We start from the raw sequence: 15,274 nt of genomic DNA, 5'->3' as shown, positions 1-15,274 counted from the left end.
ATAAAATCTATAATTAAAAATTTAACCTAAAGTGTGAAGTGTGAAAAAAACATGTTCACTTCACACTTGCATTTTTACGAAAATAACAAAATTAAGTGTGAAAAAAACATAAATTTACGTTTTTTTCTTCACAGAAAATTTACCTGTGAAGTGTGAAAAAAACATGTTATTTTCCTAGGAAGAAAAAAACATATATATATATATATATTTTGCTTCACAGGTGAAGTTGGATGCACAGGTGTTGTTGTGAATGAAAAAAGGGGCTTAAGCTCCGCCCCTTTTATTCATGCAACATCCAAACACCTGAAGGCGAAAAAAGAAAGGAAATAAAAAAATGATAAGTGAAAATTTTAACAATAAAGATTTATTTTATGAAGCTGTTGCAAAAAAAATTTTAGAAAATAAAAAAAGCATGGAAATGTATTTTGAACAAATGTCTGATGAAAAATCAGATTTTAAAACAACGAGTATAGCAGGCTGTAAAATTTTAAAATTAAATGGTTTTAACGAGGGGGTGGAATGGGTTATCGAAAAATTTTCAGATTTTTTTGATGGGGAGCAAAATGATTGAGTTTTTTATCCCCCTTGAAAAAATTCCAACAGTTACAAATCAACAAAAAAAAGTTACATGGAATCATAAGACTAACACCCCGATATTTTATGATCCGCCAGAACTTAAAAATGCAAAAGTTTTATTTACGAATAATTTGCTTAAGCATAAGCCTGAAAAGCCATTAAAGGGAGCTTTAAGATTAATTACAAAATGGTGTTTTGGAACTTCTGATAAAAAGAAAGTCGGAAAGTACAAATATACAAAGCCTGATACAGATAATTTGATTAAAGCATTCAAAGACCAAATGACAAAATTAAACTTTTGGGAAGATGATGCTCAAGTCGCTAGTGAGATTACCGAAAAATTTTATAATGATGTGGTTGGTATATATGTAAATTTAGAGGTGATAGATGAAATATAAAAAATACGATAGAGTTGAAGTGGAGATAATGGAATATGAACAGCTTAATATATCAACGCAAAAAATTAGAATTAAACAAAAAATACAAAATATCAAGATTAACAAATGAATTCAAGGTTAGTAGTAGAGAATCTAACCAAACATTGCAATTTTTTGCAAAGCTAATAGAACATAAAAAATATTACATGATATTTGACATTGACGGAGTTAAAGAATGCTTTATGTACGCTGACCCTTATGTGAGAATTGAGGAATTAAAATAATAAAAAAATGAAAGGAGATAGATAGGTGTCGCGACCGTAAGTATATATAATCTATCTCTAAAAAAATATGACAAAAATAGAATTATATAATGACAATTTTCAAAACTTTAAAAGATATGGCATTGGTAAGGCACAACTGGTTATAGCTGATATCCCTTATAATTTAGGAGTTAATGCTTATGCTAGCTCTACAGAGTGGTATGTGAACGGAGATAACAAACAAGGAGAGAGCAAAAAAGCAGGTAAGGCATTTTTTAAGAGTGATTTAAATTTCAATCTTGCAGAATACATGCACTTTTGCAGTAAATTACTTAAAAAAGAGCCTAAACAAACAAATCAAGCTCCAGCTATGATAGTATTTTGCAGTTTTGAACAAATGCCAATGATTATAGAGTATGGCAAAAAATACGGATTTAAGAATAGTTACCCTTTATTTTTTATAAAAAATTATAGTTCACAAGTTTTAAAAGCAAATATGAAAATCGTTGGAGCTACTGAGCATGCTGTGGTTTTGTATAGAGATAAATTACCGAAATTCAGAAATGGTGGGGTTGTAAATGAAGATGGAAAAATTGAAAAAGGAACTGGAAAGATGGTATTTAACTGGTTTAACTGGGAAAGAGACGGTAAAGATGTTCCGAAAATTCACCCTACACAAAAGCCGATAAAGCTATTAAAAAGATTAATAGAAATATTCACAGATGAGGGAGATACTGTCATTGACCCCGTAGCTGGCAGTGCTACAACGTTGAGAGCTTGTAAAGAGTTAAATAGAAATTGTTATGGGTTTGAAGTGGAAAAGAAGTTCTATAATTTAGCAAAAGAAAAAATGTTAAAAGATGATGAGAAATTGCAAATTGATATTAAGGAGTTGGTAAAATGAAGAAAATAGGACAAATTTTAGGAGGTTTAAAAGATGATACCAAAATTTAGAGCATATAGTAAAAATTATGGGATGAGAAAAGTCACTGGACTAACTTATTCAGGAAGAGGAATATATGCATGCTTAGAAAATTATACAGGAACTAATATCAGAACAAAAGTATTTGAGTTAATGCAAAATACAACTTTTAAAGACATAAATGGTAGAGAAGTATACGAGGGAGATATTGTTGAAACAATTCCAGAAATTGAGCCTAGTTCAGAATTTGATTTTGAATGGGCAATAGTAAAATTTGATGGATTAGAATTTTATTTAGAATATTTTGTTAAAAGATTTGATAAAGAAAGCCTAAAGGATATTTCAATAGATTTAGAGGTTATAGGTAACATTTATGAAAATAAAGATTTGTTGGAGGTAAAATAAACGCATTTATTTGCGATTTAAGAGGTTTTTATATTTCAGGCATATAATTAGTCGTCTAAACTAAATAAATTGATTGGGAGCTAAAATATTAATTGTGAGGGGGATTAAAGGTTGAATGTAGATGATGTAAAAAAATGGTTAAATAGAGTAAAAAAAATTGAAGAATTAATTAAGCTTGATAAAAAAAGATTAGAAGAATTGGAAGAATTGGCAACTGTAGTTCCTTGTATCCCCATTTCTGAAAAAGTGCAAACATCAAAAAATTTAAGTGCTAATTTTGAAAAAAAAATATTTAAAGTGGATGAACAAAGAAAAAAATTAAACAATAGAATTGTTGAAAGGTACAATATCAAAATGGAAATTGATGAAGTTATAAATATGTTAGATAATAATGAAACGATATTAGTATTAAGCTATATATATCTTGATTTTCTAACATATAGAGAAATCGCAACAATAATAGCTTCAAACAAAAGCAGTGTTCAAAGAATTCATAAAAAGGGGTTAGTAGAGTTAAGTAGAATTTTGGGACAAATGGGACAAAACAATATGCTATAATGATAGTGTAGAAAAATATAGGCAATTAACTATAATAATTTTTCAGGCAACTTTACTACAACAAACAGATATTATATCTGGGTGAGGTTGTCTTTTTTGTGTCTATTTTTTATGAAAGGAGCTGATGGTATGGCAAAAAAAATAACACTTAAACAACAAAAGTTCATTGATGAGTATATCATCAGTGGCAATGCTTCAGACGCTGCAAGAAAAGCTGGGTATAGCAAAAAAACGGCTGGAGTAATAGGCGAGGAAAACCTGAAAAAACCTTATTTGCGTGAAGAAATCGAAAAAAGGCTAAAAGAAATAAACGACGCTAAAATTTTAACGATTGAGGAAGCTATGCAAATAACAACTAAAATTGCTAGAGGAGAGCCGAGGACAATTATCAAAAAAGACGTGAACGGGGAAGAATATCAGGACATTGAATATCCAAGCTACAATGATATGAACAAAGCGACTGAACACTTTTACAAAATCAAAGGGCAATTTTTAGAAAGGCAAGAAGTTGAACATAAAGGGTCTGTTCAATTCGTGGACGATATTGAATGATTGTGAAATTATCAGAGTTAATACCTGAAAAGTTTCATCAAGTGTGGAAAAAAGCCCTTGACCCTGATGTCCTACACGTGGTATGCAAAGGTGGGCGTGGCAGTGGTAAGAGTAGTGATATAGCCCATATTATTATTCAATTAATCATGCGACATCCAGTGAATGCTGTAGCAATTAGAAAGGTTGATAATACACTTGAGTTATCAGTATTTGAACAGTTAAGATGGGCGATTAATGAACAAAAAGTCAGTCATTTATTCAAGATTAATAAATCTCCGTTAAAAATAACATATCTCCCAAGAGGCAATTATATTGCGTTTAGAGGGGCACAAAAGCCTGAAAGAATTAAGTCATTAAAAGATAGCAAGTTTCCATTTGCTATCGCTTGGATTGAGGAATTAGCAGAATTTAACACAGAGGACGAAGTCAAGACTATCACTAACTCCCTTTTAAGAGGGCAGTTATCGGATGGTCTTTTTTATAAGTTTTTTTATTCGTACAATCCACCAAGGAGAAAGCATAATTGGGTGAATAAAAAGTATAACTCACATAAAATACCCGATAATACATTCGTCCACCATTCAACATACAAAGACAACCCATTTATCGCTAAACAGTTTATTGATGAGGCATTGACAACTAAAGAGGTAAACGAAAGGAGGTATAAATGGGAATATTTAGGTGAAGCGATAGGAAGTGGGGTAGCACCGTTTGAGAATTTAGAATTTAGAAAAATAACAGACGAAGAAATGGCAATACTCGATAACATAAGACAAGGTAATGACTTCGGTTATGCTAATGACCCTAATGCATTCGTGAGATGGCATTATGACAAGAAAAAAAGAAGAATATACGCAATAGATGAGATATATGGGGTTAAGATAAGCAATAGAGAGCTTGCTCAAAGGATAAACGATAAAGGCTATTCGTCAACGGAAACAATGTGCGACAGTGCAGAACCTAAGTCAATTGATGAATTAAGAAGTTTAGGACTTAGAGTTAGTCCAGCAAAAAAAGGTCCTGACTCTGTAGAGCATGGCGAAAGGTGGCTTGATGATTTGGATAAAATCATAATCGACCCATCAAGAACACCGAATATTGCGAGAGAGTTTGAAAGTATTGATTATCAGGTGGATAAAGACGGGAATACCAAACCGAGACTTGAAGACACTGGCAATCATACAATTGACGCAACTAGGTATGCATTTGAAAGAGATATGAACAAGAGGGTCATAAGAGCAGTAAGCAGAAGTATATTAGGAATATAAGAGGTTAAGATGGCATTAATAAGAAGTGTAGACAGTCTTTTCAACGGAGAAGGCTTGATATTTGAAGAAGTAGAAAAGTTAATAAAGGAACACGAACAAGGACTTGACAGACTTAAAAATCTTGAAGATTATTACAATGGAAATCATAAAATACTTGAAAGAGACAGGGGGAAGAATGTTGCTAATAACAAAGTCTTGATAAATCATGCAGAATATATTACAGATTTTGCAACAAGTTACTTTATAGGCAATCCTATATCTTATCAGTTTGACGGACAAGGGGCAAATGACAAAACAGAAGAATCATTATTAGAAGCTTTTGACTTCACAGATATAGACATGGTAGATAGTGATTTGGCTAGAGATTTATCAATATATGGTTTGGCTTTAGAATACATTTACCAAGATAAAGAAGGGAACACAAAGTCCGTTGCAGTTAATCCGAAAAAAGCTTTTTTGGTGGTAGATGACACGATAGAATATAACTCTCTTTTAGGAGTATATTATTATGACCTAAAAGAAAAGGGTAAAATCGTAGGCAGTAAGGTTCATGCTTATACAAAAGATTTAGAATACATTTTAGAGCTTAGAAATGGAAAGATAAGTCAAAAAGAAGAGCCAAAAGAACTTTTATTCGGTAAAGTTCCTTTAATCGAATATTGGAACAAACCGAATCAAAAAGGTGATTTTGAGAATGTAATCTCCTTAATTGACGCTTATAATGTGTTGCAATCAGACAGAATTAATGATAAACAACAATTTGTAGACGCTATACTGGTTCTTTATGGAACAGTGGCAGGGGATAATAACACAGAGAAGTCCGAAACTGCAAAAGCTATCAAGGAATTAGGAATGCTTGAAATGCCAACAGGAACTGGAGCAGAATTCATTGTTAAATCTTTTAATGAGACTGATGTTGATATGTTGCGTAAATCAATAATAAATGACATTCACAAAATAAGCAAAGTACCTAATCTAACGGATGAACATTTTGCTGGCAACTCATCAGGAGTTGCTATGAAGTATAAATTGTTAGGATTAGAGCAACTGGCACAAGGCAAAGAAAATTATTTCAAGATGGGAATTAGAAAGAGAATAGAATTATACTCAACAATACTTAATATAAAAGGCTTGTATATTGACCCTAGAGCAGTAAAGCCTGTATTTACTAGAAGTTTACCAGCCAATGAAATTGAAATAAGTCAATTAATAAATAACTTAAAAGGTACTGTATCGGATGAAACCTTGTTATTACAATTACCATTCGTTAATGATGTTCAAGATGAACTAGACAAAATTAGAGGTCAAAGGGAAAACAATATTGAATTAAATCAAAATCTATTCGGTGGATATGACTCCAAAGATACAGGGATAGAAAATGAAGAAGATTAAAAGCCCTGAATATTTTCAAAAGAGACAAGCTCAAAACATGCATAAGCAACACAAAAAAGCTGATAAGTACATGCATATATTAAATAATGAGTTTGATAAATCGATAGACAACTTAAAAATTGAAATCAACAGAATTATTGGAAAGGTTGAGGGGCTTACACCTCAAGAGGTTAGAGAGCGATTAAGTGAGACTATTTCTAATGATGAATATGACAGACTGTTAAAGTTGTATAAAAGTGTTAAAGACCCTGATGTTAAAAAGCAGATAGAAAAGCAATTAAAAATGGAGTCTATAAAGTACAGGGTAAAAAGAAAAGAAGCAATGATACAAGCTATCAACAGAGAAAGGGCAAGATTAACCGATACACAACTTACAAATGCTAAAGAACATTTATCAAGTGTTTATATAGATTCTTATCAACTTTTCACAAATAACAGGGTGTCAATTAGTGAGTTAGAAAATGTATTAAATAGCAAATGGAATGGTGGTAATTATTCGTCTAGGATATGGAACAATCAAAAAGTAATGGCGAAAAGCCTTAAATCTGAATTAATGCAAGCCTTTATATCAGGTAAAACAGAAAAGCAAATGGCTGATATACTTGTTGAATATACTGACTACAGTAGACACGTAGCAAACAGGCTTATAAGAACTGAAACAAGCTACATGGTAAATACAGCAGATTTAAACGACAGTAAAAGAAGAGGCATAAAAGCCAAGAGGTTTGAGGCACATCTGGACAGTAGAACATCAAGGTTATGCAGGTTGCATAATCAAATTATTATACCTATTGATAAAATCAAGATAGGAGTAAATGCTCCGCCTCTTCATCCATACTGCAGGTCTTTTTTATCTGATGTACTTGAAGGTTGGGATTATGAAACTGATGAAGAACTACAAGAATTGATAGATGATAGTTATATTGAAAATGAAAAACAAGCCAAAAAGTACAACGATGATGTGATGAAAGGCAAGTTTGACTCAAAGATTAAGAAAAGTACAGATATAGAACAATATACTAGGTATAAAGAGAAAATCGGCGATGATAAATTCAAGATTTCATTTGAAGAATTTGAAAAAATAAAGTATAATAAGAGTGAAGAATATGAGAAGTTGAAGGTTGATTATAGAGACGAGAAGTTAAGGGAAAGAATAGGGGAAACATACAACTTAAATATTCATGAAGGCAGACAAGGTAAACATATTTTAGGTCATAATAATTATGAAGGGAAAAGTTATTTGTTAGAAGAAATTGACCCACAAGAACTTATTAATAAATATGCTTTAACTGGCGAATTTAGAAGAGTAAATGTTTATGGAAAGTGGACTAACAAAGAATTTATAACCGCAAATGAATATATAGGATATGTTGTTGATAAAACAACAGGAGAAAAACAATTAACGAAAAGATTTTCAATTTCATATAGTAAAAAGAAAGGGTCTCATATTGTGCCAAGAAGAAAAGAGGAGAATTATGAATAAAGAAAAAATAAGAGAACTTATGTATCAATCACATGGAAAAAGAATAAATTTATATTTAAAAAATGGAGAGGTAAAAAATGATATATTTATAAATTGTTATCATCAAGACGAAGGGGAAGATGAACCAGCTATGCTAGAAATAGGCAAGTCAATGGTAACTATTGATGAAATAGAAAAAATAGAAATATTAAACTAAAAGCACACTAACTAAAATGTTAGAGGTGCTTTTTTAATACAATAAAATGAGGGGGATATGGAACTGTATTTTAAGTTAAAAACAGTAATGAATATAGCATATATATTATTTATTTGTGCATATTTAATTTATATAGTTTACAAAAATAAAAAGGGGGCATAAATGAAAAATAAATCTAATGACAATTTCTACATATATTTTATACTAGGCTTTATTTTAACCACAGTGGTATTAAATATATTGTTATTATAAATACAGCAATAGAAGACATAACACCAAGAATAAATCCTATACTTTTTTCTTTGAATCTTTCTTTAGATTCAAGAATAAGTAAATTAAGCAAGATGGCAGACGTGCTACCTTGCTTTTTTATTGTCCAAAACATGTTGAAGACATTAAAAGCTACAAGACAAATATATAGTCGGACACGACTTTAAACAAGAAAAGGAGAAAAAAATGGAAGAAAACACACAAGTAGTAAATCAAGAAGTTCAAATTGAGGATAATGTCGACAATCAAGAAGTTGAACAAAAGGAAACTACAAAGGAAGCTAAAGCATATACACAAGATGAATTGGATAAAATAATCAAGTCTAACGTGGATAGAGCTTTAGCAAAAGCAAGAAAGGAAGCACAAGAAAAGCAAGAAGAAGCCGAGAAGTTGGCGAAGATGAATGCAGACCAAAAGGCAGAGTATGAAAGAAAGCAAGTAGAAAAAGCACTTGCTGAAAGAGAAAGAGCAGTCGAAGTAAAAGAGCTTAAAGCAACAGCTAAGGATATTTTAAGTGATAAAGGACTACCTTTAGACCTTCACGAAATATTAAATTATGAAAAGGCTGAAACTGTAAATAACAGTATAGAAGCAGTTGAAAAAGCAATTCAAAAAGCTGTTGAGAATAAAGTTCAAGAAAGGCTGAAAGGAACAAGCATTCCAAAGAATGCAACAAATAATGGTGGAGTTTTAAAAGGCTTCGCTAAACTAAATGAAAAATATCAGAAAGGAAGATAAAAAATTATGGCAATTAAAGTATTTACAAAAGAGTACGCAGGTTTATTAGAAAATGTTTACGAAAAAAACGCATTATTTTTAGAAACATTTGGTGGAAAATTACAAGTTAAAGACGGAGTGGCAGACAAAAACTTTTTAACACTTAAAGTAACTGACTCCGAAGCAGTAATACAAGAATACTCCACAGATGACAATGTGGGATTTGGAACTGGCACAGGAAAGACAACAAGGTTTGGAAATAGAAAAGAAATTAAAGCGATTGATGAAACTGTGGCATATGAAGCACCATTAACAATTCATGAAGGGGTTGACTCTGTAACAGTTAATGACAATGCTGAACAAGTTATTGAAGAAAGAACAGGAATTCATGCTGAAGCTTGGACTGAAAAATTAAACAGTTTATTAGCAAAAGCATTATCTGACAATGCTAACGCAACTGTAATATCAGGAAAACTAGATGAGGCAGGAGTAAAAAAGGCTTTTGCAGAAGCTAAAAAACATTTTGTGAATAACAAAGTAACAAAGAGATTAACATGGAGAGCATATGTAACTCCTGAGGTGTATAACGTAATTTTAGAATCAGGCTTAACTACATCAGCTAAAAAATCATCTGCAGATATTGACAATGGCGAAGTTAAGAAATTCAAAGGATTTGTACTTGTTGAAACACCTGATGAATATTTCCAAAATTCAGAAAACATCTTTTTTGCTGTAGACAATGCAGGTCAAGCAGGTGTGGGATTAGACACATACAGAATAATTGACTCTGAAGACTTTAACGGTGTATCAATTCAATCTGTAGCTAAATTCGGTAAATATATACCTGAAAAGAATAAAAAAGCAGTTTACAAAGCTAAACTAACGGCTACAGTTTAAGGGACTAATATTATTTAGTCCCTTTCTTAATTAAGAAAGGATTAAAATATGGCAAAATTTAAAGCTTTAAGAATTGTTGAAGACAAAAAAGAAAATATCATCATTAAGAAAGATGAAATTATAGAAAGACAAGGCAAAAGAGCAGATGACTTTAGAAACTCTGGCTATTTTGAAGAATTAGAAATCGAAGAAACAGAGGTTAAAGAGGTTAAAACTGCTAAAAAGCCTACTAAAAAGCCTACAAAAAAGCAATAGAAGCTAGCTTCTAAAGGGGGATAAATGAAATACAAAGATAAGGAGTTAGTGGATTTGTTTTTATCTTTAAACGAATTAGGAGAAATAGAAAGGCAAAAGGCTGAATTTTTATTGTTAAAAGCTGAAACACAAGTACTAGCTTACACAAACAGAAAGGAATTAATACCAGAAATGAGAATGCTAGTTTTAGAGTTAGCAACTTATCATCTTTTATCCAAGGACAGACAAGGCATAGCGTCAAGAAGTGAGGGGCCAATGTCCGAAACTTATATTAATCTTGATAATCAAGGAAGTGGAATACCTAAATTTATTGAATTATCACTAAATAGATTTAGGCTTCTACATGTGGTAAAGCATAATGAAAGTTAAAGGAGTAAAGCCTTATAAGGTATTTCAAATGACAACTGTATCAGATGAAGAAGCAAATACAAGGACTGAATATGAAGATTTAGGGTATGTTGATTTATATATCTATCCTGCTGATACGGGGACTCAATCTCAAATGTATGGGGTTGAAGTAAAAGATATATTAAATTGCTTAACTAATGAAGGTGATATCCTTGAAAGATTTGGGATTGCTATTGACAGTAAAACTGCTAATTATGAGGTAATATCTAGAAAAGAGTACAACCGAACAAGTCCAGCACATTACCTATTGGAGATTAAGAAGTTATGACAAAAGTCAATATTAAAGGCTTAAATAAGCTCAACAAAAAACTTGATAAATTGAAAGATTTAGGAATAAAAAGGGTTATTGAGGATGCCACTGCTAGAGTTAGAGATGAAGCAAGAAAGAATGCACCTGTAGATACTGGAGCATTGGCACAATCGATACGGTATAGGTCTGAAAAAAAGAACAAATCTAATTATAGGGGGATTGTTTACACAAACAACGAATACTCCTCTTATGTTGAGTTCGGGACGGGTCCAGTAGGACAAGCAAATCATCAGGGAATAAGTCCAGAGGTTAAGCCTAGATATTCGCCTAAAGGGTGGAAGTATTTTGATGAGAAGCAAGAAAAATGGATATACACGAAAGGGCAAAAAGCCCAACCATTCATGTATCCAGCATTAAAGGATAATGAAAAGAAGATAAAGAAATTCATTTCAAGGGAGTTAAAGAAAGAAATAAAAGGGGTGATTAAATGATTAATTTTAAGCCCGAACTAGTAACATTACTAAAACAAGTAAATAACAATGTAGCTGAATCATGGACTGATGAATGGACAAGGACGCCAATTATCATTTATGAAGAGGAAGCGAACGAGCCTTATACTTTAGCAACTAAAGGTGAAGTATTGACACTTTTAAGATATAGGATAGACATTTATTCTAAATCATCAACTAGTAGCCTTAAATTAGCTATTAATGACAAGTTGACAGAAAGAGGGTTTACAAGGCTTCAAAGTATCGACAATAATGACGAAAATTGGAGGCATAGCATTATGAGATTCGAGGGAGTTATTGATTTGACTACAAAAAAAATATTTAAAAACAAATAAAGGAGAAAAAATATGTTAGCAAATGGAATTACATTAGGATTTAACAAGACTGCAAAAGGACAATCATATACATTATTACCAACATTAAAGACAGTGCCTGATTTAGGAGTATCACCAAATCCTGTTGAAAATACACCAATAAACGCTAAGAGTTTAAGGTATGAGATGGGGGCAGGCGATCCGGGTTCTTTAGAGTATGCTTTTGCTATGGACGAAAACAAAAGCGGGTCAGATACAAGACAGTTAATAGAGATTTGCGACGCTGGAAAGTCTGTATTTTGGGAACAAACTTATCCAGACGGCATGAAAGTGAAATATTCTGGCACTCCATCATATACAATAAGTGGTGGCTCAATCAATGACCCATTGGAACTAAAGTTAACAATAGCTATTAATAGTGATTTAGAAGTTACGCCAGCAAGTGGTGTTTAATTAAGAGGAGGGGGACTAAATGACAGAAATGAAAGCATTTACGACAATTCAAGTTAAAGGTACAGAATACAAACTTAAATTAACAATTGGAGAGATTGAAAGACTAGAAAGATTATACAGCAATGGGTCGTTGTTGAATCCATTAATGCAAACACAAAACGGCTCTTTACCATCAACGGTATATATCATTGATGTACTACACGGAGCATTGCAAAAGTTTAATCATGGAATGTCAAGAGATGAAGCTTCTAAATTGTTCGGAGATTGGATTGAAGAGGGTAACTCCATAACCGAAGCTATGAAGATAATTACAGACATATTCCAAGTATCAGGATTTTTTCCAAAACAAAAAGAAGAAAGATAAAAAATTAAATAACAAAATTGAAACTCCACAGACGATATATGACCTATACAAACAAGCTGTATTATTAGGCATTGACCCTGTGGAGTTTTGGTATATGTCTTTAGATGAGCTTGATTTATTCTTGGAAAAAAGAAAATTAGATAAAATAGAGAGATTACAAGAGCTTGATTTGTTGTCAATTTTAATAAATGACAGAATTTCAATAAGCTTTTCAGGAAAGAAAATTCAATACAGAGGTGTAATGGAGTATTATCCTGAATTGTTTAATAATTTAGATGAAGAAGTAGAAAAAGAAAGAATAAACAACGAGCTAAGGCTACATCAAGCACAGATGTTGGCTTTTGCTCAAAGACATAATTCAAAACGCAAAAAGAAAGGGGGTGTAAAGGATGAATGAAACACTCGCTGAATTGCAGGTGATTATAGAGGCACAGACTGCAGGTTTAAAAAAAGAGTTGGAATCTGTCAAAAGAAGTACTAAGAATCTCGCGACAGATGTCCAAAGACAAACAAGTAATATATCGAAGTCTTTCACAGGAATGGGCAATAAACTTAAAAAATTAGCTATAGTTGCTATGCTTGTAAAAGTTGGTAAAGAAGCAATAAATGCAGCCGCTTCACTGCAAGAGGTCGAAAACGTTGTTGATGTATCATTTGGAAATTTAAGGCACTATGTAGATGAGTTCGCCGAAAACTCAATAAAACAGTTTGGCATGAGTGAGTTAGTCGCAAAGAGAACAGCCTCAATATATATGTCAATGTCAAAAGGTATGGGCTTAACTGGAAAGGCAGCGGCACAAATGTCAATTAATGTGGCGAAGATGTCAGGGGATTTAGCTTCATTCTATGATATCGAGCAATCAGTTGCAGATACAGCCCTAAAATCTATATGGACTGGCGAGACTGAAACGCTTAAAAGGTTTGGTGTTGTAATGACACAAGTAAACTTACAACAATTCGCTTATAGGCAAGGTATTCAAAAGAACATTCAAGATATGAGCCAACAAGAACAGACGCTACTTAGATATAAGTATGTAATGGAATCACTGTCAAACGCACAAGGCGATTTTGCAAGGACAAGCAATTCATGGTCTAATCAGGTACGACTATTAAAGGAGCAATTCAAGCAACTTTTATCAATTATAGGGCAAGGTTTAATTCAGGTATTAATACCAGTGTTAAGATTGATTAATACAATACTCGCAGGACTTATATTAATTACAAAAAAGGTTGCTAGTGCCTTTAAAAAAATATTCGGATTAGGAAGTCAAACGGCAGAGCCTAAAAAGAATCTAGAACAAATAAACGCAGAGGCTCAAGGGATAGGTATAGATGGTGCCAAAGGACTTGATAACCTAGGAAAGTCAGCAAAGAAAGCAGGCAAGGAAGCAAAAGGAGCATTAGCCTCATTTGATGAGTTAAATGTTTTAAGCTCACAGATAGCAGAGCCGACAAATGTAGGGGGTGGCAGTGTGTCAAGCTCCAATGGTTTGGGCAATTTTGAAGTTCCTGACTTATATGCAGGCATGAATAAAGGTCCTGAACTTGATACATCTTGGGCAGATAAATATGTTGATACAATTGTAAATGTACTTACTAAAGTTGCAGAGTTTGCTAAAAAGAACAAAGCTTTGCAAGATACATGGAATAAAATCAGTTCACTATTTACCAATATCTTTAACGATATAAAGAAAGTTTTTCAAGACTTTTGGACTAATTACGGTCAACCTATAATGGAGAGTTTAAAACAAGCTTGGCAAAGTTGGGTTGGATTTGTTGAAGCATTATGGAATAGTGTATTAAAACCTATTATAGATACAATTACTGTTGCACTACAAACATTATGGGATAATATCTTAAAACCTATGTTAGAATTATCTTTAACCTTAATAGGCGAGATAACGACAATTATACTAAAGTTATGGAATGATGTATTAGCACCTTTTTTAACATGGATATTAAAGGTGTTCGCACCACTAATTAAACTCTTTTTGGATAATTTGTTGTATTGGTGGAACGTTCTTTTATCGGGAATCAAGCCTATAATAGATGGAATCAAGTCAGTTATAAAAGGAATCAGCACAGTTTTAAAAGGTGTTATAGATTTTGTGAGTGGAGTATTCACACTTAACTGGAGTAAAGCTTGGAATGGGATAAAAGATATATTCGGAGGTGTATTTGACACTTTAAAAGCCATTGTAAAAGGTTTATGGGATTCTATAGTTAATATCTTTTCAGGTGTCGCCAATTGGTTTGATACACGAGTAATAACTCCGATAGTCGAAGCCTTTACAAGTGGATTCAGCTTTATTGGCAATTTTATAAGTGATGTATGGCACGGCATATTAGGTCTATTCTCAAAAGGCGGTAAAATATTTAGTGGAATTGCCGAGGGCATAGGAAATGTATTTGTAGCAATAGTAAATGGATTAATAGACGGTATTAACTGGGTCATAGGTGCTCCGTTTAGATTTATTAACGGCATACTAAATAAGATAGGAGATATTAATATATTAGGTTATCATCCTTTCTCATTTTTGAGTGGTGATGTTATACCAGTACCACAAATACCACATCTTGATGTTGGTACAAACTATGTAGCAAGAGATGGGTTAGCTTACATTCACGAGGGCGAGGCAGTTGTGCCGAAAAAATACAATCCTGCACTTGCAGGCAATGTATCAAACGAAGAGGAGTTAAGCCTGTTACGTGAACAAAACAGACTATTAAGCTTACTACTTGATAAAGATACAGATATATACCTTGATGGAGATAAGTTACACGATAACAATGATAAAAAAGCTAGACAGTTAAACAGACGTCTAGGTTATGCATAGAAAGGAGT

At 32.5% G+C, this 15,274-nt stretch carries 22 protein-coding genes; all 22 read left to right on the top strand.

Features of this window, described 5'->3' with window-relative positions:
* The first annotated feature begins 334 nt into the window (after positions 1 to 334).
* Positions 335 to 571 carry a hypothetical protein gene (locus ABGF48_RS03365; RefSeq protein ID WP_408104936.1) on the top strand — a complete coding sequence of 79 codons (237 nt, stop codon included), beginning with the start codon at positions 335 to 337 and terminating at the stop codon, positions 569 to 571.
* A complete protein-coding gene (locus tag ABGF48_RS03360; protein WP_408104935.1) occupies positions 564 to 974 on the top strand; it encodes a RusA family crossover junction endodeoxyribonuclease in 411 nt (136 codons plus the stop codon). Before ABGF48_RS03365 ends, ABGF48_RS03360 begins: the two co-directional genes overlap by 8 nt.
* Before the next feature lie 35 nt (positions 975 to 1,009).
* Entirely contained in the window at positions 1,010 to 1,237 is a 228-nt protein-coding gene (locus tag ABGF48_RS03355) for a hypothetical protein (RefSeq protein ID WP_408104934.1), read from the top strand.
* 67 nt (positions 1,238 to 1,304) lie between these two features.
* Positions 1,305 to 2,120 (top strand): DNA-methyltransferase, encoded by an 816-nt coding sequence (locus tag ABGF48_RS03350; protein ID WP_408104933.1) that lies wholly within the window; start codon positions 1,305 to 1,307, stop codon positions 2,118 to 2,120.
* Between the two features lie 33 nt (positions 2,121 to 2,153).
* A complete protein-coding gene (locus ABGF48_RS03345; protein ID WP_408104932.1) occupies positions 2,154 to 2,543 on the top strand; it encodes a YopX family protein in 390 nt (129 codons plus the stop codon).
* 111 nt (positions 2,544 to 2,654) lie between these two features.
* Positions 2,655 to 3,101 carry a hypothetical protein gene (locus ABGF48_RS03340; RefSeq protein WP_408104931.1) on the top strand — a complete coding sequence of 149 codons (447 nt, stop codon included), beginning with the start codon at positions 2,655 to 2,657 and terminating at the stop codon, positions 3,099 to 3,101.
* 129 nt (positions 3,102 to 3,230) lie between these two features.
* Positions 3,231 to 3,653, top strand: a complete 423-nt coding sequence (locus ABGF48_RS03335; protein WP_408104930.1) for a terminase small subunit — start codon at positions 3,231 to 3,233, stop codon at positions 3,651 to 3,653.
* Complete coding sequence (locus ABGF48_RS03330; protein WP_408104929.1) at positions 3,650 to 4,921, top strand: PBSX family phage terminase large subunit; 1,272 nt, start codon at positions 3,650 to 3,652, stop codon at positions 4,919 to 4,921. The genes ABGF48_RS03335 and ABGF48_RS03330 overlap by 4 nt, the downstream gene beginning before the upstream one ends.
* Before the next feature lie 9 nt (positions 4,922 to 4,930).
* Entirely contained in the window at positions 4,931 to 6,313 is a 1,383-nt protein-coding gene (locus ABGF48_RS03325; RefSeq protein WP_408104928.1) for a phage portal protein, read from the top strand.
* Positions 6,300 to 7,796: a polymorphic toxin type 50 domain-containing protein gene (locus ABGF48_RS03320; RefSeq protein WP_408104927.1), complete on the top strand. Its 1,497-nt coding sequence runs from the start codon at positions 6,300 to 6,302 to the stop codon at positions 7,794 to 7,796. The genes ABGF48_RS03325 and ABGF48_RS03320 overlap by 14 nt, the downstream gene beginning before the upstream one ends.
* Entirely contained in the window at positions 7,789 to 7,992 is a 204-nt protein-coding gene (locus ABGF48_RS03315; RefSeq protein WP_408104926.1) for a hypothetical protein, read from the top strand. The genes ABGF48_RS03320 and ABGF48_RS03315 overlap by 8 nt, the downstream gene beginning before the upstream one ends.
* A 456-nt stretch (positions 7,993 to 8,448) precedes the next feature.
* Positions 8,449 to 9,000, top strand: a complete 552-nt coding sequence (locus ABGF48_RS03310) for a DUF4355 domain-containing protein (RefSeq protein ID WP_408104925.1) — start codon at positions 8,449 to 8,451, stop codon at positions 8,998 to 9,000.
* Between the two features lie 6 nt (positions 9,001 to 9,006).
* Positions 9,007 to 9,876, top strand: a complete 870-nt coding sequence (locus ABGF48_RS03305; protein WP_408104924.1) for a capsid protein — start codon at positions 9,007 to 9,009, stop codon at positions 9,874 to 9,876.
* Between the two features lie 48 nt (positions 9,877 to 9,924).
* Positions 9,925 to 10,131 carry a hypothetical protein gene (locus ABGF48_RS03300; protein ID WP_408104923.1) on the top strand — a complete coding sequence of 69 codons (207 nt, stop codon included), beginning with the start codon at positions 9,925 to 9,927 and terminating at the stop codon, positions 10,129 to 10,131.
* A gap of 24 nt (positions 10,132 to 10,155) precedes the next feature.
* The gene (locus ABGF48_RS03295) at positions 10,156 to 10,500 is read left to right on the top strand and encodes a head-tail connector protein (protein WP_408104922.1); all 345 of its coding nucleotides are present in this window, start codon (positions 10,156 to 10,158) and stop codon (positions 10,498 to 10,500) included.
* Positions 10,490 to 10,807 (top strand): hypothetical protein, encoded by a 318-nt coding sequence (locus ABGF48_RS03290; RefSeq protein WP_408104921.1) that lies wholly within the window; start codon positions 10,490 to 10,492, stop codon positions 10,805 to 10,807. Before ABGF48_RS03295 ends, ABGF48_RS03290 begins: the two co-directional genes overlap by 11 nt.
* A complete protein-coding gene (locus tag ABGF48_RS03285) occupies positions 10,804 to 11,280 on the top strand; it encodes an HK97-gp10 family putative phage morphogenesis protein (protein WP_408104920.1) in 477 nt (158 codons plus the stop codon). Before ABGF48_RS03290 ends, ABGF48_RS03285 begins: the two co-directional genes overlap by 4 nt.
* The gene (locus tag ABGF48_RS03280) at positions 11,277 to 11,633 is read left to right on the top strand and encodes a hypothetical protein (RefSeq protein WP_408104919.1); all 357 of its coding nucleotides are present in this window, start codon (positions 11,277 to 11,279) and stop codon (positions 11,631 to 11,633) included. Before ABGF48_RS03285 ends, ABGF48_RS03280 begins: the two co-directional genes overlap by 4 nt.
* Before the next feature lie 12 nt (positions 11,634 to 11,645).
* A complete protein-coding gene (locus tag ABGF48_RS03275) occupies positions 11,646 to 12,065 on the top strand; it encodes a hypothetical protein (protein ID WP_408104918.1) in 420 nt (139 codons plus the stop codon).
* Between the two features lie 19 nt (positions 12,066 to 12,084).
* Positions 12,085 to 12,429 carry a DUF6096 family protein gene (locus ABGF48_RS03270; protein ID WP_408104917.1) on the top strand — a complete coding sequence of 115 codons (345 nt, stop codon included), beginning with the start codon at positions 12,085 to 12,087 and terminating at the stop codon, positions 12,427 to 12,429.
* Between the two features lie 94 nt (positions 12,430 to 12,523).
* The gene (locus ABGF48_RS03265; protein ID WP_408104916.1) at positions 12,524 to 12,826 is read left to right on the top strand and encodes a hypothetical protein; all 303 of its coding nucleotides are present in this window, start codon (positions 12,524 to 12,526) and stop codon (positions 12,824 to 12,826) included.
* Positions 12,819 to 15,266, top strand: coding sequence for a phage tail protein (locus ABGF48_RS03260; protein ID WP_408104915.1), 2,448 nt, complete (start codon positions 12,819 to 12,821; stop codon positions 15,264 to 15,266). Before ABGF48_RS03265 ends, ABGF48_RS03260 begins: the two co-directional genes overlap by 8 nt.
* The last annotated feature ends 8 nt before the right edge of the window (positions 15,267 to 15,274 follow it).

Origin of the sequence: Helcococcus bovis (assembly GCF_046035835.1) — a bacterium.
Lineage (GTDB): Bacteria > Bacillota > Clostridia > Tissierellales > Peptoniphilaceae > Helcococcus > Helcococcus bovis.
This window is presented reverse-complemented; position numbering and strand designations above follow the sequence as displayed.

What these genes read in the sequence shown, in the direction of transcription:
- ABGF48_RS03365 (WP_408104936.1), top strand. Translation starts at nt 335, where the DNA reads ATGATAAGTGAAAATTTTAACAATAAAGATTTATTTTATGAAGCTGTT.
- ABGF48_RS03360 (WP_408104935.1), top strand. Translation starts at nt 564, where the DNA reads ATGATTGAGTTTTTTATCCCCCTTGAAAAAATTCCAACAGTTACAAAT.
- ABGF48_RS03355 (WP_408104934.1), top strand. Translation starts at nt 1,010, where the DNA reads ATGAACAGCTTAATATATCAACGCAAAAAATTAGAATTAAACAAAAAA.
- ABGF48_RS03350 (WP_408104933.1), top strand. Translation starts at nt 1,305, where the DNA reads ATGACAAAAATAGAATTATATAATGACAATTTTCAAAACTTTAAAAGA.
- ABGF48_RS03345 (WP_408104932.1), top strand. Translation starts at nt 2,154, where the DNA reads ATGATACCAAAATTTAGAGCATATAGTAAAAATTATGGGATGAGAAAA.
- ABGF48_RS03335 (WP_408104930.1), top strand. Translation starts at nt 3,231, where the DNA reads ATGGCAAAAAAAATAACACTTAAACAACAAAAGTTCATTGATGAGTAT.
- ABGF48_RS03330 (WP_408104929.1), top strand. Translation starts at nt 3,650, where the DNA reads ATGATTGTGAAATTATCAGAGTTAATACCTGAAAAGTTTCATCAAGTG.
- ABGF48_RS03325 (WP_408104928.1), top strand. Translation starts at nt 4,931, where the DNA reads ATGGCATTAATAAGAAGTGTAGACAGTCTTTTCAACGGAGAAGGCTTG.
- ABGF48_RS03320 (WP_408104927.1), top strand. Translation starts at nt 6,300, where the DNA reads ATGAAGAAGATTAAAAGCCCTGAATATTTTCAAAAGAGACAAGCTCAA.
- ABGF48_RS03315 (WP_408104926.1), top strand. Translation starts at nt 7,789, where the DNA reads ATGAATAAAGAAAAAATAAGAGAACTTATGTATCAATCACATGGAAAA.
- ABGF48_RS03310 (WP_408104925.1), top strand. Translation starts at nt 8,449, where the DNA reads ATGGAAGAAAACACACAAGTAGTAAATCAAGAAGTTCAAATTGAGGAT.
- ABGF48_RS03305 (WP_408104924.1), top strand. Translation starts at nt 9,007, where the DNA reads ATGGCAATTAAAGTATTTACAAAAGAGTACGCAGGTTTATTAGAAAAT.
- ABGF48_RS03300 (WP_408104923.1), top strand. Translation starts at nt 9,925, where the DNA reads ATGGCAAAATTTAAAGCTTTAAGAATTGTTGAAGACAAAAAAGAAAAT.
- ABGF48_RS03295 (WP_408104922.1), top strand. Translation starts at nt 10,156, where the DNA reads ATGAAATACAAAGATAAGGAGTTAGTGGATTTGTTTTTATCTTTAAAC.
- ABGF48_RS03290 (WP_408104921.1), top strand. Translation starts at nt 10,490, where the DNA reads ATGAAAGTTAAAGGAGTAAAGCCTTATAAGGTATTTCAAATGACAACT.
- ABGF48_RS03285 (WP_408104920.1), top strand. Translation starts at nt 10,804, where the DNA reads ATGACAAAAGTCAATATTAAAGGCTTAAATAAGCTCAACAAAAAACTT.
- ABGF48_RS03280 (WP_408104919.1), top strand. Translation starts at nt 11,277, where the DNA reads ATGATTAATTTTAAGCCCGAACTAGTAACATTACTAAAACAAGTAAAT.
- ABGF48_RS03275 (WP_408104918.1), top strand. Translation starts at nt 11,646, where the DNA reads ATGTTAGCAAATGGAATTACATTAGGATTTAACAAGACTGCAAAAGGA.
- ABGF48_RS03270 (WP_408104917.1), top strand. Translation starts at nt 12,085, where the DNA reads ATGACAGAAATGAAAGCATTTACGACAATTCAAGTTAAAGGTACAGAA.
- ABGF48_RS03265 (WP_408104916.1), top strand. Translation starts at nt 12,524, where the DNA reads ATGTCTTTAGATGAGCTTGATTTATTCTTGGAAAAAAGAAAATTAGAT.
- ABGF48_RS03260 (WP_408104915.1), top strand. Translation starts at nt 12,819, where the DNA reads ATGAATGAAACACTCGCTGAATTGCAGGTGATTATAGAGGCACAGACT.